This window comes from Nocardioides sp., assembly GCF_035481145.1.
Lineage (GTDB): Bacteria > Actinomycetota > Actinomycetes > Propionibacteriales > Nocardioidaceae > Nocardioides.
Map to the genome: position 1 here is coordinate 17,017 of NZ_DATIHB010000062.1, position 15,676 is coordinate 32,692.

13 protein-coding genes are annotated in these 15,676 nt (G+C 70.9%); 6 read left to right on the forward strand and 7 right to left on the reverse strand.

From position 1 onward, the window contains the following. Window positions 1-8 precede the first annotated feature (8 nt). Window positions 9-1,316: an acyl-CoA dehydrogenase family protein gene (locus tag VLF38_RS05030; protein ID WP_325270189.1), complete on the forward strand. Its 1,308-nt coding sequence runs from the start codon at window positions 9-11 to the stop codon at window positions 1,314-1,316. Here VLF38_RS05030 and VLF38_RS05035 read toward each other — a convergent pair whose 3' ends face one another. The 5 genes from VLF38_RS05035 to VLF38_RS05055 all read right to left on the reverse strand — a co-directional run bounded on the left by VLF38_RS05035 (window position 1,317) and on the right by VLF38_RS05055 (window position 7,003). Further along, the gene (locus tag VLF38_RS05035; RefSeq protein ID WP_325270190.1) at window positions 1,317-2,795 is read right to left on the reverse strand and encodes an NAD(P)/FAD-dependent oxidoreductase; all 1,479 of its coding nucleotides are present in this window, start codon (window positions 2,793-2,795) and stop codon (window positions 1,317-1,319) included. It abuts the gene before it with no gap. Continuing rightward, a complete protein-coding gene (locus VLF38_RS05040; RefSeq protein ID WP_325270191.1) occupies window positions 2,792-3,634 on the reverse strand; it encodes an SDR family oxidoreductase in 843 nt (280 codons plus the stop codon). The genes VLF38_RS05035 and VLF38_RS05040 overlap by 4 nt, the downstream gene beginning before the upstream one ends. A gap of 94 nt (window positions 3,635-3,728) precedes the next feature. Further along, window positions 3,729-4,823, reverse strand: coding sequence for a serine aminopeptidase domain-containing protein (locus VLF38_RS05045; RefSeq protein ID WP_325270192.1), 1,095 nt, complete (start codon window positions 4,821-4,823; stop codon window positions 3,729-3,731). Between the two features lie 29 nt (window positions 4,824-4,852). Next, complete coding sequence (locus VLF38_RS05050) at window positions 4,853-6,451, reverse strand: AMP-binding protein (RefSeq protein ID WP_325270193.1); 1,599 nt, start codon at window positions 6,449-6,451, stop codon at window positions 4,853-4,855. A 174-nt stretch (window positions 6,452-6,625) separates the two neighbouring features. Beyond that, window positions 6,626-7,003 carry a hypothetical protein gene (locus tag VLF38_RS05055; protein WP_325270214.1) on the reverse strand — a complete coding sequence of 126 codons (378 nt, stop codon included), beginning with the start codon at window positions 7,001-7,003 and terminating at the stop codon, window positions 6,626-6,628. A 123-nt stretch (window positions 7,004-7,126) separates the two neighbouring features. Between VLF38_RS05055 and VLF38_RS05060 the strand changes: the two genes are divergently transcribed. The 4 genes from VLF38_RS05060 to VLF38_RS05075 all read left to right on the forward strand — a co-directional run bounded on the left by VLF38_RS05060 (window position 7,127) and on the right by VLF38_RS05075 (window position 13,135). After that, on the forward strand, window positions 7,127-7,846 hold the full coding sequence (locus tag VLF38_RS05060; protein ID WP_325270194.1) for a lysophospholipid acyltransferase family protein: 720 nt from the start codon (window positions 7,127-7,129) through the stop codon (window positions 7,844-7,846). A gap of 180 nt (window positions 7,847-8,026) precedes the next feature. After that, window positions 8,027-9,160, forward strand: coding sequence for a Glu/Leu/Phe/Val dehydrogenase dimerization domain-containing protein (locus VLF38_RS05065; RefSeq protein ID WP_325270195.1), 1,134 nt, complete (start codon window positions 8,027-8,029; stop codon window positions 9,158-9,160). Continuing rightward, window positions 9,157-12,612 carry an indolepyruvate ferredoxin oxidoreductase family protein gene (locus VLF38_RS05070; protein ID WP_325270196.1) on the forward strand — a complete coding sequence of 1,152 codons (3,456 nt, stop codon included), beginning with the start codon at window positions 9,157-9,159 and terminating at the stop codon, window positions 12,610-12,612. Before VLF38_RS05065 ends, VLF38_RS05070 begins: the two co-directional genes overlap by 4 nt. A 166-nt stretch (window positions 12,613-12,778) precedes the next feature. After that, the gene (locus VLF38_RS05075) at window positions 12,779-13,135 is read left to right on the forward strand and encodes a hypothetical protein (protein ID WP_325270197.1); all 357 of its coding nucleotides are present in this window, start codon (window positions 12,779-12,781) and stop codon (window positions 13,133-13,135) included. Between the two features lie 252 nt (window positions 13,136-13,387). On the opposite strand, the gene VLF38_RS05080 is transcribed toward VLF38_RS05075, so the two are convergent. After that, a complete protein-coding gene (locus VLF38_RS05080; RefSeq protein ID WP_325270198.1) occupies window positions 13,388-13,714 on the reverse strand; it encodes a hypothetical protein in 327 nt (108 codons plus the stop codon). 18 nt (window positions 13,715-13,732) lie between these two features. Then, a complete protein-coding gene (locus VLF38_RS05085; RefSeq protein ID WP_325270199.1) occupies window positions 13,733-15,013 on the reverse strand; it encodes an HNH endonuclease signature motif containing protein in 1,281 nt (426 codons plus the stop codon). A 276-nt stretch (window positions 15,014-15,289) separates the two neighbouring features. On the opposite strand from VLF38_RS05085, the gene VLF38_RS05090 reads away from it, so the two are divergent. Beyond that, the gene (locus VLF38_RS05090; protein WP_325270200.1) at window positions 15,290-15,667 is read left to right on the forward strand and encodes a hypothetical protein; all 378 of its coding nucleotides are present in this window, start codon (window positions 15,290-15,292) and stop codon (window positions 15,665-15,667) included. The last annotated feature ends 9 nt before the right edge of the window (window positions 15,668-15,676 follow it).

Consider the following 15,676-nt stretch of genomic DNA (forward strand, 5'->3'; position numbering starts at 1 on the left):
GAACCCCCATGCACGAGTGGTCCGACATGGACGAGGCGATCCGCGAGGGCGTCCGCGACTGGATCGAGAAGAACTTCACGCCGGTCCGCGACAGGATCGAGACCGGCGAGCTGCCGCCGTTCGACCTAGCCCGGAAGCTCTTCGCCGACTTCGGCATCGACGCGATGGCCGCCGACGCGGTCGACAAGATGCTGGCGGCGGAGCGCAAGCGCGCCGAGCGTACGCCGGAGGAGCGGGCTGCCCGCGCGGCCGAGAAGGCAGCGAAGAAGGAGGCCGGGTCCGGCAACTCCGCCGGCAACCCGCTCGCCGGGATGGAGGGCGTCGACTCGATGGGCGCCGTGCTGCTCAGCGAGCTGGCCGGTGTCTCCCTCGGCACGGTCGTCTCCATGGGCGTGTCGCTCGGCCTCGGAGCAGGCACCATCGCTGCGAAGGGCACGCTCGAGCAGAAGGAGCGCTGGCTGAAGAAGATCGTCACCGCCGAGCACATCGCGGCGTGGGCGATCACCGAGCCCGAGTCCGGATCGGATGCCTTCGGCGGCATGAAGACGAGCGTGAAGCGCGACGGCGACGAGTTCATCCTCAATGGCCACAAGACCTTCACGACCAGCGGGCCGTACGCCGACGTCCTGGTCGTCTACGCGAAGCTCGACGAGGGCGACGGCACGCCCGTCCGCGACCGCCAGGTCCTCACCTTCGTGCTGGAGAAGGGCGACGAGGGCCTGATGCAGAGCAAGCCCTTCAAGAAGATGGGGATCATGAGCTCGCCGACCGGCGAGCTCACCTTCGACAACGTGCGCCTCGGCATGGACCGGCTGCTCGGTGGCCCGAAGGCGCTCGACCGGTCCCTGAAGGCGAACGACGGACGGGAGAGCGCGAAGGCGAACTTCGTCATCGAGCGGGTCGGCTGCGCGGTCCTCTCCCTCGGCATCATCAACGAGTGCCACCGGCTCTCGGTCGACTACGCGAAGACCCGCGAGCTGTGGGGCAAGCCGATCGGCGACTTCCAGCTGATCCAGCTCAAGCTGGCGAAGATGGAGGTCGCGCGGCTCAACTGCCAGAACATGGTCTTCAACGCGCTCAGCCAGCTCCGGGCCGGCACGATCCCGACGCTCGCCGAGGCGTCCGCGATGAAGCTCTACTCGACCGAGGCGGCCACCGACGTCGCGATGGAGGCCGTGCAGCTCTTCGGCGGCAACGGCTACATGGCGGAGTACCGCGTCGAGCAGCTCGCCCGCGACGCGAAGTCGCTGATGATCTACGCCGGCTCCAACGAGATCCAGGTGACGCACGTGGCCAAGGGCCTGCTCGCCGGCTGATCAGGCGTAGGCGTAGTCCGACAGCGGGAAGTGCGCGTTGCGCCACCGGACCTCCGGCGTGAGGCCGGGGCGCAGCGGCACGTCGCCGTCCTTGGTGAAGTAGTAGCTGTTGGCCCGCGCGCATGACGGCTGCCAGAAGACCTGCGGTCCGCGGCGCTTGCGCACCGAGGCCATGTAGCGCTCGTGGGCGCGCGGGGTCACCTCGACCTCCGCGGCGCCCCGACGCCGGGCCTCCTTCAGCACGCGCACGATGTGCGCCGCCGTCGCCTCGACCAGCTGGAAGTACGACGAGCCGTTGTAGCCGTAGGGCCCGAAGGTCGTGAAGAAGTTGGGGAACCCGGGCGCGGAGACGCCCTGGTAGGCCTGGAGCCGGTCGGTCTCCCACCAGTCCGCGATGACCAGGCCGTCGCGCCCGGCGACGTCGTAGCCGGGCAACGCGTCCTTCTCGGTCACCTTGAAGCCCGTCGCGAGCAGGAGTACGTCGACCGCGTGCTCCACTCCGTGGGCAGTGACCACTCCGGTCGCGGTGATCCGCTCGATGGTGCCGGTCTCCAGGGTGACGTCGTCGCGGTTGAACGTCGAGAGGTAGCCGTTGTGGAAGCTCGGCCGCTTGCAGCCGAGGCCGTAGCGCGGAGTGAGCTTCTCGCGGGTCTCCGGATCGTCGACCTGGGTCTTCAGGTAGCTGAGGGCCAGGGGCTCGAGGACTTTGCCGGCCTGGATCGCGCCGCCGTAGTGGGCCAGGAAGGGGAACGTCGCCTCGACGTAGACGTCGCTGGCCAGCCGGGCCACCCGCTTGGCCCCGGGCAGGAGCCCCAGACCCGCACGGAGCGGCGCGACGAGCGGGAAGTCGGCCTTCGGAAGGCACCAGATCGGCGTGCGCTGGAAGACGGTCAGGTGCTCCACGTCAGGAGCGATCGACGGGATGATCTGCACCGCCGAGGCGCCGGTGCCGATGATCGCCACGCGCTTGCCGGCCAGCTCGACACCGTGGTCCCACCGGGCGGTGTGCATGACCTCGCCCCCGAAGGAGTCGAGCCCGGTGATGTCGGGGTACTTCGGCTGGCTCAGCGGTCCGCCTGCGTGGACGACGTGGGTCGCGGTGAGGTCGCCGGTCGATGTCGCGACGCTCCACCTGCAGCGTGCCTCGTCGTACGCCGCCGACGTCACGCGGGTGTCGAAACGGATCCGGTCGGCGAGCCCGAAGCGCTCGACGAGGTGCTCGGCGTACTGCTTGAGCTCGGCGCCCTTCGCGTAGCTGCGCGACCAGTCGGAGCGCTGGGCGTAGGAGAACTGGTAGCTGAACGACGGGATGTCGACGGCGACGCCGGGGTAGGTGTTCCAGTGCCAGACGCCACCGGGCCCGTCGGCGTCGTCGACGAGGAGGACGTCCTCGAACCCGGCCTTCTGCAGGGCGATCGCGACGCCGAGGCCGGAGAAGCCGGCGCCGACGATGACGACGTCGTGGTGCTCGGTGCTCATGCGTCGCTCCCGATGCGCTTGAGGTAGCCCGCACGCACGGAGGCGTCGACGTGGGCGATGGGCGCGTCGTCGTGGAGCAGGGTGCGGATCGGCGCCATCAGCGACTCAGGGGTGACCATCCCGGCGCGGGCAGCGGCGCCGACGTAGCGGGGGACCGCGGTCTCGCAGCGTCGGTGGCGCACGGACTTCACCACGGCCCGGGCCACGTCCTCGGGCTCCACCTGCGGGACCAGGCCGAAGTCGATGCCCGAGGCCAGCTCCGTCTTCACGGCACTGGGGAGGATCGCGCTCACGCTGACACCGGTGTCGCGCACCTCGCGGCGCACGGACTGGGTCAGGCCGAGCGCGGCGAACTTGCTGGCGTTGTAGCCGGCCAGGCCCTGCAGCGGGTAGCGGCCCACGAGGGAGCAGACGTTGACGACGTGGCCGCGGCCGCGCTGGATCATGCCGGGCAGCGCCAGCCGCATGCCGATCGACGGACCGAGGACGTTGATCTCCCAGGTCGTGCGGTCGACGTCGTCACGCTGCTCGAGGAACGGTGCCGACGGCATGATGCCGGCGTTGTTGACCAGGACGTCGAGCGGCTTGCCATGGGTCTCCTCCGCGGCGGCCAGGAATGCGGCGTACGACGCGCGGTCGCTGACGTCGAGCACGTGGCCGCTGGCGCGCGTGCCCACGGAGGCGGCCGCTTCTGCGGAGAAGGCGCCGTCGAGGTCGCCGATCGCGACGAAGGCGCCGGCTTCGTGGAAGGCACGGGCGGTGGCGAGGCCGATGCCGCGGGCGGCACCGGTGATCGCGACGAGAGCGCCCTCGAGGGGGATCGGCGTGAAGCGGGTCATGGGGCTGAGGTTACTGAGACGTCGCGTCTTGCGTACATGAAGACGGGTGGTGTCGCGGGTCACACGGGTGCCCGCCCGTGAACGGTCGGTGCCGTCAGCCGTCGTGCGCCGCGAGGTGCTGGAGCACCGCCGGCCACGTCTCGTGGTGGGCGCGGGGCGAGGCGATCAGACCGAGGTGGCTGAAGCCCTTCACCTTGAGGAAGGTGACCTCGGCGTTGCGGTAGGCCTCCACGCCCGCCTCGACCGAGGCGGCGTTGGCGAGCACGTCGGCCGTGCTGCCGATCAGGAGCAGGGGAGTGACCAGCCGCTCCATCCGGACCACGAGGTCCTCGCGCAGGTGGACCGCACCCTTGACGAACTCCTGCTCGCAGACCAGCCGCGTCAGGGCCTGGTTGAAGAAGCGCCCCGGGTAGCCGGGCATCGCGTCGACGAACTGGTCGACTGCATTGATCCGGGCCAGGACTTCGGGCTGGTGCAGGTTGCGCAGCAGGGTCCACGGCTTGGTGATCTCGCGGACCGGTGCCATCCAGCGGTAGCCCAGTCGGGTGAGCGGAGCGGTCGTGCCGCCCGCGATCGCCATCGGCGTCACCACGAAGGCGGGGCCGAGGTGGTCGTAGACCCAGAAGAGCGCCTTGTACGCCGGGTTGCGCCGGTAGTCGGTCGGCGTGCCGAAGCAGCTGATCGACGCGATCGGCAGGTCCGGGTGGTGGGCGCCGAGGAGCAGCGACATCGTGCCGCCGTGCGACCAGCCGACGAGGTGGACCTTCGCGCCGCCGTGCTCGGCGGAGATCCGCTCGACGGCGGTCGGCAGGATGCCGTCGATCCAGTCCTCGAAGCCCATCCCGCGGTCCGCGAACCGGATCGCACCGTAGTCGATCGTGTACGTCGGCCGGCCGGTCTCCGCCGAGCCGTCGACGGCCGTCAGGTGGGCGGCCAGGCTCTGCCCCTCACGGAGGTCCCAGCAGGTCACCGGTACGGCGAGTGGCGTGACGAGGAGGACCGGGTTCCCGCTGACCGGGGCGTCGGGGGCGATCCGCTCGACGCGGGCGTGGGGCTCGTCGTACAGCAGGGCGGTGGGGGTGCGCTCGTGCTCGACGCCGTTGCCGAACCAGGAGATGTCCCAGGCGTTGCGGGCCATCTGGCCCGCAACGCGGAGGGAGGAGGTGCTGCGGTCGATCAAGGTGCTCATGGTGCTCAGTTCGGGGAAGGGGCGGCGGCTCAGCCGGAGGTGGTGTCCCACTGGACGAGGGTGCGCTTGAGCACCTTGCCGGTGGGGTTGCGGGGGAGCTCGTCGAGGAAGACGACGTCGCGCGGCACCTTGTAGCGGGCCAGGTTGTCCCGCACCAGCGTGCGCACCTCGTCGGCGGTCAGGCTGGCGCCCTCGTGGCAGGCGACGAAGGCGCGCAGGCGCATGCCGAAGTCAGGGTCCTCGACGCCGACGACCGCTGCCTCGCGCACGGAGACGTGGGCGATGAGCAGCTCTTCGACCTCCGCGGGGAAGACGTTCTCGCCGCCGGAGACGATCATGTCGTCGTCGCGCCCGTCGATGTAGAGCAGGCCGTCGGCGCCCACGTGGCCGACGTCGCCGGTGGCCAGCATGCCGTCGATGATCTCCTTGTGGCCGCCGCCGGTGTAGCCCTCGAACGGCGTCACCGTGCCGACGAAGACCCGGCCGCGCTCGCCCCGGGAGACGGGCTTGCCGTCGTCGCCGATCAGCTCGACACGGGAGCCGAGCATGGGGGTGCCGACGGACGTCGGAGCCGCGCGGACGACGTCGGGGTTCGCCATCGTGGCGAGCGAGACCTCGGTCGAGCCGTAGAGGTTGTAGATGACGTCGCCGAAGCGGTCCTGGAACTCGGCAGAGACCGCGGCCGGGAGGGCGGAGCCGCTGCAGAACGCCGCGCGGAGCGAGGAGGTGTCGTGGCGGTCGGTGACCTGGGCAGGCAGCGCGAGGATGCGCTGCAGCAGGACCGGGACAACGCAGATCGCGGTCGCCTCGTGCTCCGCGATGTCGGCGAGGAAGGTCTCCGGGTCGAAGCTGCGGCGCAGCACCACGGTCGAACCGAGCGCGATCGTCATCATGGTCATGATCAGGCCGGTGCCGTGGAAGAGCGGCGGGCCGATGACGGTCGCCTCGCGGGTCCGCATCGGCAGGCGGTCGAGCATCGCGCCGGGGAGGGTGTAGCCCTTCGGCTCGGTGCGGGGCGCGCCCTTCGGCGTGCCGGTGGTGCCGGAGGTGAGCAGGATCAGGCGACCCGGGCGAGCGGGGCTCGGTGGGGCGGTGGGGGAGCCGGCGGCGAGGTAGGTGTCGAGCTCGTCGGTCGCGGCGCTGATGTCGGTCGTGACGACCGGGATCGTCAGCTCCTCCGCGAGCGGGGCCAGGTCGACGTCGACGAAGAGGGCGTCCACGCCCTCGCGGGTCGCGACCTCCGTCGTCTGCGGCGCGGAGAAGGCGGTGTTGAGCCAGACGGTGTTGAGGCCGGCGCGCGAGGCGGCCCAGGCCACGAGCAGCGGGCTGCGGTGGTTGCGCATCAGGATGCCGATGGTCTGGCCCGGCTGGTACGACGCCCGCAGGGTGTTGCTGAGCTTGTTGATCGTCCGGTCGAGCTCGGCGTAGGTGATCGAGCCGCGCTCGTCGGCGATCGCCGTCTGCGCGCCGTGGCGGCCGGCAGCCGCGGTCACGGCGCCGCCGAACGGGCCGTAGCGGCGCATCGCGCCGGCCATCGACACGATCTTGTGCGGCTGCCACACGGGCAGGACGCCGGCCTTGGCCATGACGGTGAGCGAGCGGGCTTCGAGGATGGCGCGGTGCAGCATCGGTGTCCTTCGCGAGCGCGGCGGGTGGGAGGTCCGCGGCGCGCGGGCGCGCCGTACACGGGTCTCTTCGGAGGGTAGTTGCGTTCTGTGTACGCGGCAGTACTTGGAAGGCGTGAGTTGCGTCGCGCTGGCGGAGTACCCAAAGGACGCGGTCAGCGGTGTCTGAGCGGCGCCTCAGCGGCGCCGGTCGCGCAGCGCGCCCGTCGACCAGAGCGCCCAGGCGACGAGGACGGGCTGGCCGAAGAGGCGGGCCAGTCGCTTGCCGTCGGTGTCGAGGCCGAAGGCGTCGTTGTGCTCGACGAACTGCGCGATGTTGCCGGGGAAGATCGCGACGAAGAAGGCGGCGACCACGAAGCCGACGGTCACGCGGCGCCGCGCCCACAGCAGCAGGGCCGACCCGAGGCTGATCTCAACCGCGCCCGAGGCGAGCACGACGACGTCGGTGTCGACGGGGAACCACGAGGGCACCTGGGCCTGGAACTCCCTCCGCAGGAAGGTGAGGTGCCCGACGCCGGCGAAGACCAGGAAGGCCCCCAGCGCCAGCCGGGCCAGCGTGCGCGGCAGGGACGTGGGCTGGCTCGTGGGGTGCGTCGTGGGCTGGGCCGTCGGCTGGGCCGGAGAAGTCATGCCTGCAGCATGCCTGACGCCGGCGCCGTTCTCCGCCATGATCGGCCCATGCCGATGACGAACGCCGAGGCCCACCAGATCGCCCGCGAGAAGGGGGTGAGCGGTCCGTTCTACCTCCTCGTGAAGCTGGTCGTCGGGCTCGTCTTCCGCCTGCTCTGCGGCTTCACCGTCCATGGCAAGGAGCACGTCCCCAAGAAGGGACCGATCGTCATCGTCCCCAACCACAAGAGCTTCTGGGACCCGTTCTTCGTCGCGCTCGTGCTGCGGCGGCCGGTGCACTTCATGGGCAAGGCGGAGTACGCCGAGGGGCGCTTCGCGAAGGCGTTCCTCGCGCTGGGCTACTTCCCGGTGCGCCGTGGTGAGTCGGATGCCGAGGCGCTGGAGACGGCGCGCGCGATCCTGGCCCGAGGCGACGCGCTGGCGCTCTTCCCGGAGGGCACCCGCGTGCGCGGGGAGTCGCTCGGTAGCCCCAAGCGTGGTGCTGCGCGGCTCGCGATCGAGGCCGGTGCTCCGCTGGTCCCGGCCACGATCACCGGCACGGAGAAGCGGCGCTGGCCGCTCCCGCGCAAGGTGACGCTGACCTTCGGTGAGCCGGTCTCGGTCGCCGACCTCGAGGCCACCCCGGAGGCCGCGGCCGAGGCGATCGGGCGTGCGTGGCCGCAGGTCTCGGAGGAGTACACACGCTGGCAGAACCGCCCCGGCGCGATCGCCGCGACCGCCGCCGCCGTCGGCCTGGGCGCCTGGGCCCTCCACCGCCGGAGGCGCTGAGCACGCAGACTCCTGGCGCGGTGGGCGCGTGCAGTTGGGCACGGCGGGCACCGGGGGTGCATGATGTGGATCACACGGCCGTCACCCATGCGGTCCGTGACACCCGGGCCGTCCCAGAGGGCAGCCCACAGCACCCCGGGCGGACCACCCGCGTCGCCCGGCTCACCTGAGGAGCCATCCGTGTCCGCAGTAGCCATCACGACTGCAAGCACCGCACCCGCAGCGCAGGCGCCGGCCGCGAGCCGTCCCGCCGGGCAGGTCTTCGACCGCCCCGACGAGCTCGCCGCCGCCGCGCACGAGCAGGTCGTCTTCTGTCACGACCGCGTCAGCGGCCTCCGCGCGATCATCGCGATCCACGACACCACGCTCGGCCCGGCGCTGGGCGGCACGCGGATCCACCCCTACGCCTCCGAGGCCGAGGCGCTCACCGACGTCCTGCGCCTGTCGCAGGGCATGACCGCCAAGTCGGCTGCGGCGGGCATGGAGCTCGGCGGCGGCAAGGCGGTCATCATCGGTGACCCGCGGACGATCAAGACCCGCGACCTCCTCCTCGCCTACGGCCGGTTCGTCGACTCGCTCGGCGGGCGCTACGTCACCGCGGCCGACGTCGGCTCCACCGCCGATGACCTCGACGTGGTCGCCGAGGCGACCCGCTGGGTGGTCGGCAAGAACGCCGGCGGCACCGGCGACAGCGGCTACTCCACGGCGTACGGCGTCTTCTGCGCGCTGCGCGCCGCTGCCCGGCACCGCTTCGGCCAGGGTGGCCTGGCCGGAAGCAGCGTGGGGGTCGAGGGCGTCGGCAAGGTGGGTGCGCGCCTGGTCGGTCTCCTCGCCGCAGCGGGGGTCGAGCGGATCCTGGTCTCCGACCCCGACACGGCGGCGACCGCACGGCTCGCCGGCAACTATGCGGCCGTCGAGGTGGTCCCGTCGGTCATCGATGCCGACGTGGACGTCTACGCCCCGTGTGCGCTGGGCGCGACCCTCACTCCGGAGTCCGTGGCTGCGCTGCGTGCCCGCGTGGTCTGCGGCGCCGCCAACAACCAGCTGCTGACGCACGGCGTCGCGGATGCGATGCACGCCCGTGACGTCCTCTGGGTGCCCGACTACGTCGCCAACGCTGGAGGCGTGGTGCAGGTGGGGGGTGAGCTCTACGGTCACTCCCGCGAGACGGTCGAGCGGGGCATCGAGGCCATCGGCCACACCACGGACGAGGTGCTGACGACGGCCGAGGACCTCGGCATCACCACGGCGGCTGCCGCCGACGCCGTCGTCGAGGCCCGCCTCGCAGCTGGTCGTCAGGAGATGGGCCGGTGACCGCGGTCTTCGAGCCCGGCACCGTCTTCGAAGCGTATGACCTGAGCGACCGCTATCGCGCGGGCGCAGGTCCGGTGCTGCTGACGGGTGTCCAGGCCATCGCGCGCATGCTCGTCGAGCAGCGCGCCCTCGACCGGCGCCGGGGGCTGCGCACGGGACTCTTCATCTCGGGCTACCCGGGCAGCCCGCTGGGCGGGCTGGACCAGATGCTCCTGGCGATGCCCGAGCGGATGGCCGACAACGACATCACCGTCGTGCCCGGCCTCAACGAGGAGCTCGCCGCCACCGCAGTCTGGGGAACCCAGTCGTCAGTCACGCTCGACACCGACCGCTACGACGGGGTCACCGGCGTCTGGTTCGGCAAGGGCCCGGGCGTCGACCGCGCGTGCGACGCGATCCGGCACCTCAACATGTACGGCGGCCACCCGCAGGGCGGCGTCCTGATGCTCGTCGGCGACGACCCGGCCGCGAAGTCCTCGACGGTGCCCGCGGTCAGCGAGCGCACGCTGGCGTCGCTCGGCGTCCCGGTGCTCTTCCCGCGCAACGCCGCCGAGATCGTCGAGCTCGGCCTGCACGGCATCGCCATGGCGCGCGCCTCGGGTTGTGTCGTCGCGCTCAAGGTCGTCGCGGACGTGGCCGACGGCGCGTGGGTGGTCGACGGCACGACCTCCTCCGTCGACCCCGTTGCCCCCTCCATCTCGTGGCAGGGAGCTCCGTGGAGCTACGAGCCGACGAAGATCGAGCTCTACCCCGACCGGATCGTCGGTGCGGAGGCGAAGCTCTACGGCCCCCGCATGGAGACGGTCAAGGCGTACGCCGCGGCCAACGGCCTCAACACGATCGACGTTCCCGCCCCGGGAGCGAAGCTCGGCATCGTCGCCGCAGGCAGCTGCTACGACTCCCTGCGCCAGGCGCTGACCGACCTCGGCGTGACCTCTGACGACTTGGAGAGGGCCGGCGTACGCGTGCTCCGGATGGGCCTGATGTGGCCGATCGAGCCGACGGTGATCGACACCTTCGCCGACGGCCTCGAGGAGATCCTCGTCGTCGAGGACAAGACCGCCTTCCTCGAGCAGGGCCTCCGCGAGCTGCTCTACGGCCGCTCCGAGGCGCCACGGATCCTCGGCAAGAACGACGCGCTCGGCGCTCCGCTCGTGCCGTACGACGGCGAGCTCACCGCCGGTCGGCTGCTCGCCCCGCTGCGCCGGGTCCTCCGCGACCGCCTCACGCTGGTGCCGGAGCCTCCGCGGCGCATCGACCTGCCGCTGCTGGCGACCAGCCGCACGCCGTACTTCTGCAGCGGCTGCCCGCACAACCGCTCGACCGCGTTGCCCGAGGGCTCGATCGGCGGAGGCGGCATCGGCTGCCACACGCTGGTGACGATCTCGCAGCGTGACGACAGCCAGGTCATCGGCGTCACCCAGATGGGTGGCGAGGGCGCCCAGTGGATCGGCCAGGCGCCGTACGCCCGTGCGGAGCACATGTTCCAGAACGTCGGCGACGGCACCTTCTTCCACTCCGCGCAGCTGGCCGTACAGGCCTGTGTCGCGGCCGGTGTCGACATCACCTACAAGCTGCTCCACAACGACGTCGTCGCGATGACCGGCGCGCAGGACCCCCAAGGCCGCTTCGGGGTGGTGAAGCTGACCCAGAACCTCGTCAACGAGGGGGTCGCGAAGGTGATCATCTGCGCCGACCAGCCCGAGCGGCACCGCAAGCGCGACCTCCCCGCGGGGGTCGAGCTGTGGCACCGAGACCGGCTCGACGAGGCGCAGAAGGTGCTCCGCGAGGTCAAGGGCGTCACCGTCCTCGTCTACGACCAGCACTGCGCCGCCGACGCCCGCCGCCAGCGCAAGCGTGGCACGCTCGCGCCGCGCACGAAGCGGGTCATCATCAACGAGGCGGTCTGCGAGGGCTGCGGCGACTGCGGACGGAAGAGCAACTGCCTCTCGGTCCAGCCCGTCGCCACCGACCTGGGCCGCAAGACCCGCATCGACCAGACCGGCTGCAACACCGACTACACCTGCCTGTCGGGGGAGTGCCCGTCGTTCGTGACGGTCGAGACCGACCCTGCCGCCAAGGTGGCCCGCCGCGCGGCGCCGGTGGCGCCCGATGCGCCCGACCCGGGCTATCCGGCGCTCGACCGCACCTGGAGCGTCTTCATGGCCGGCATCGGCGGCACGGGCATCGTGACCGTCAACCAGGTCCTCGCCACGGCTGCGCTCCGTGCCGGCTTCGGCGTCGAGTCGCTCGACCAGGTGGGCATGAGCCAGAAGGCCGGCCCGGTCACGGGCCACCTGCGCTTCGGTCCGGGGGTCGTCGAGCCCTCCAACCGGGTCACGCCGGGCTCGGCCGACGCGCTGCTCGGCTTCGACCTGCTGACCCTGGCCGAGGGGCGCAACCTGCAGTACGCCGGGCCGCGCACCCGTGCGGTCGTCTCGACGAGCCCGACACCGACCGGCCCGATGGTCTACGACGCCTCGCTCGCGTATCCCGCCTCAGAGGTGTTGCTGGAGCGGGTCAGCGGTGCCGTGTCTTCGGTCGAGTCGTTCGACGCCCTTGCCGCCGCGGAGGCGCTCTTCGGTAGCACTGCAGCGGCCAACTTCCTGCTCGTCGGGGCGGCACACCAGGCGGGCGCGCTGCCGATCCCGGCCGAGGCGATCGAGGAGGCGATCGGCATCAACGGTGTCTCCGTCAGTGCCAACGTCGCCGCCTTCCGCTGGGGCCGTGCGGCTGTCGCGAAGCCAGATGCCTTCGCCGAGGCGACGCGTGCGGCCGCGCGCAAGCCGCGCGCGGTCGGCGTACCGGGGCTGCTCGAGTCGCCGGTCCAGGGGGCCGTCCGGTCGGTGGTCGTGGACCGCGCGGCGCGCCTCGTCGACTTCCAGTCGGCCGAGCTCGCCAGCGACTACGTGGGGTTCATCGACCGGGTCTGGGACGCCGAGCGTGCCGTCACGGACGACACCCGCCTCTCCGACACAGTCGCGCGTCACCTCTTCCAGGTCACGGCCTACAAGGACGAGTACGAGGTGGCCCGGATGCTGACCTCGCCGGAGGCGCTCGCCGCCGTCGCGGCCGAGGTGCCGGGTGGCGCGCGGGTGACGTTCAACCTCCGCCCGCCGGCGTTCGCGTGGTTCCTCGGCGAACGGAAGATCGGCCTCGGTCCGCGCTGGCACTGGCTCCTCCGCCTGCTGGCGATGCTCCGCTTCCTGCGCGGCACCCCGTTCGACCCCTTCGGCCGTGCCCGCGTACGCCGCGTCGAGCGCGCCCTGCGCGACCACTACCGGTCGCTGGTTGTCGGTGCCCTCGACGGGCTCACTGCTGAGGGGTACGACGAGGCCGTGCGCCTCGCCGGGCTGGTGGAGGTCGTGAAGGGCTACGAGTCGGTGAAGCTCGGCAACGTCGAGCGCTACCGCGAGCTGCTGCGGCGTGAGGGCGTCGACGTCACCTTCTGACCAGCGTGGCACCGGTCGTGTGGCATCGGGCGTGCGGGCGGTGTGCCCGCACGCTCGGTGCGCCCGGGCGACAGTTGCCGTTGCAGACCTGGTCCGGAAGCCGCCGAGATCGTCCTGAGCATCGATAGGGCCGAACGAGTCGCGGTCAGGTGTCATAGTGCGGCGCATGGAGCAGTTGAAGGTTGTCGACTGGGCGCAGGGCGGCTGGTTCCTGCTGGAGTCGCCCGGCGGCAATGTGTACCTGGACACGCGCACGGCGTATGGCGCATTCGATGGCACCGCGCTGCTTGAACTGGAGCCGCACGAGATCCGGCGGTGGCGAAGCGAAGGCAACTCGGTGATCCATGACCTCGCCCGTCAGGTCTACGACCACTACTACGACCCGGCGAGCGATGCTGGCGGGCACTCGGTGTGGTGGGAGAGGGACCTGCGCCGATCGAGTCACAGTCGTGAGCTCCGCGCCGCAGTCATGGCTGCCGTCAGGGAGTTTCGACCGTGGATCGAGTGGAAGGCGAAGCAGTAGCCAGCGCACGACACGATGCGCCACTGCGCCCAACGAACGATTGTGGCATGAGCGGTCGGATTGCCACCTCAACCATCAGCCCTCCGCGGCGCCGGTGCGGCTCCCGTGCGAACGGCGCAGATCAGCCCATCGGCCCGAAGACGACTCTCTCTTGAGCAACCCAAATTCGGCAGAAGCAACGTAATCGCTACAGGTGCGGGCACCACAGCGCACACCATCTGCGGCCGTGGACCGGTGGCGAACCTCGCCGGGTCAGGCCGCAGCCTGCTGCTTGCGCTCCAGACGGTTCCAGTTGAGGACGAGCAGCGGGCCAACCACGGGCACGAGGAACAGCACGACGATCCCGAGAAGGCCGAAGGGCAGTCGTGCCTTGTTGGTGAAGATCAGTGTCAGAACGACGATCAGTAGCACCGGGTGAAGAAGGGCCACCACGCCCATGAGGATCTCCGGGAAGACCGGCATCAGCGGAGCGTGTTCCTCGATGGATTCCTCGGCAGTGAACATGGCGCTGACCGTACGCGGTTCACGCAGCATGTGCGGGCGGAACTCGGCATGGCCGAGCGCAGCGCTGACGACCACGCAACATCAACGACTAAATCAGTTCCGCCGACGCAACTGGTAGCCGGCGGGCGTCTGGGTGAGGGTGAAGCGTGGATCGTCGACGTAGTGATGGTGACGTGGGCAGATCTTGATGCCGTTGCCGAGATCGGTGGCACCGCCCTCGGACCAGGGGTCGAGGTGGTGGACCTCGCACCACTCGCCGGGCACGTCGCAGCCGTCGATGGCGCAGGTCTTCCACCGCAGCCCGAGGGCGAGGCGCTGGGCGGGGGTGAAGAGGCGCTTGGTGCGTCCGAGGTCGAGGAGCTCGGAGTCGCCGCCGAGGACGGCAGGCACGATGTTGGCCTGACAGGCGAGTCGGCGGACCTCGGCGGCGGTGAGCTTCTCGCTGTCGCCGGTGAGGGCCCAGCCGAGACCGGCGCGGAGCTTGTCGAGGTCCATCGTGATGACGATGGTGGTGGCGGCTCCGCCTTGGGAGGGGAGTCGCTTGGGGTCGGCGGCCTCGAGGAAGGCGCAGAAGGCTTCGCCGCGCAGGCGGTCGCCGGTGAGCCGGCGGCCCGTCACCGGGTCGATGGAGGGCTCCGGATCACCTGCGTCGCCAGCCGCACCGTCACCGGCACTGTGCCGCGGGTTGGTGAAGGCGTTGAGGTAGGTCTTGAGTCGCTCAGCGGCGGCGTCGGGGAGGACGCCGGCGAGGCGGGAGGTGCCGTCTCCGCGACGCCGGATGGAGAGTCGGGTCGCTTCGCGGGCCCGGCGCTCCTGCTCCTCGATTCGGGCCTGCTCGTGGGCCTCGAACCTCTCGGGGTCCAGCACCTCAGCGAGGTGCTCGCCGAGCCGCCGCAGCTCGCTCGCGTCGTGGTCGCGGGCAAGCCCGATGAGATGCTCCTCGGCCTGGTCTCGCAGGGCAGTCGACAGATCGGGACCGAGGTCGTCGAGGCAGTCGGTGATCGCCTGCGCGCGCCGTGGGGAGAGAGCGCCGTCGCGCATCGCCTCGCGGACGCGCCGCCACTGCAGGCTGGCGGTGGCGAGCTTCTGCAAACCGGACGCAGCCGGTGCGTCGAGCTGGGTGTGGGTCTTGAGCCAAGCGCCCGGTGTCGCGCAGGCTTCGTTGTCGGCGACGTCCGCGGAGACACCCAAGGTGTCGACCAGAAGCCCCTGGGCCTGGTGGATCGTGTGGGTCAGGCACCGCATCAGCTCGGCCTTCTCGGGCGCGGAGAGAAAGGCGGGGTCGAGATCCCGCACCTTCGTCAGCTCCATGTCCACCGCGTGAGCCGTCTGCAACAGCAGTGGCTCCGGAGTGGACCCCGACACGTTTTCCATGCCTCCATTCTCTTGAACAGTCATTCGAACGTCAAGGTCGTGTTCACATGTTTCCGCAGGTCAGAGCCGCTTTCGCGGGGCCGCGCCTGTGGATGAAAACCGGGCCGTCCTTCCATGTCTAAGGGTGCCGTTGTCTCCCGCGAACAGACGCACGCCGGTGCCGCGACCCGCGGCCGGGCCGCTCGACCGCACCCGCTCGACCGCACCCGCTCGACCCGCACCCGCCCGACCCGCGCCGCTCGGGCTGAGCGGGACGCGCGGTGGATACTCGCGACCATGACATCCCGCGCATCTCGCCCCACGGTCGTCGGCGTGTGCCTGGTGGCGCTCGCAACCCTTGCAGGGGGCTACTGGCTCGGACTGCGGTCGCCGTGGTTCGACCACCACCCTCGCGCCATCGAGGGGACGGCCGAGGCCGTGCGCAGCGACGTACCCCTTGCCACCTTCGTCCCCGCCGGTGGAGGTCGCCACATCGCCTTCCGGACCGATGCCGTCATCTGGAAGAGCGGGGATCGCACCGATGCCAACTCCGTCCCGCCATGCCTCCGCGAGCCGTCAACCCCCGCCGACGTCACCGTCGAGGTGCTGGACCTGTCGCGGCCGTTCGGCAGCGGCGGATACGCCCAGGTCGTCACGGTCATCTGCGCTGGCTAGCCCTGGCGA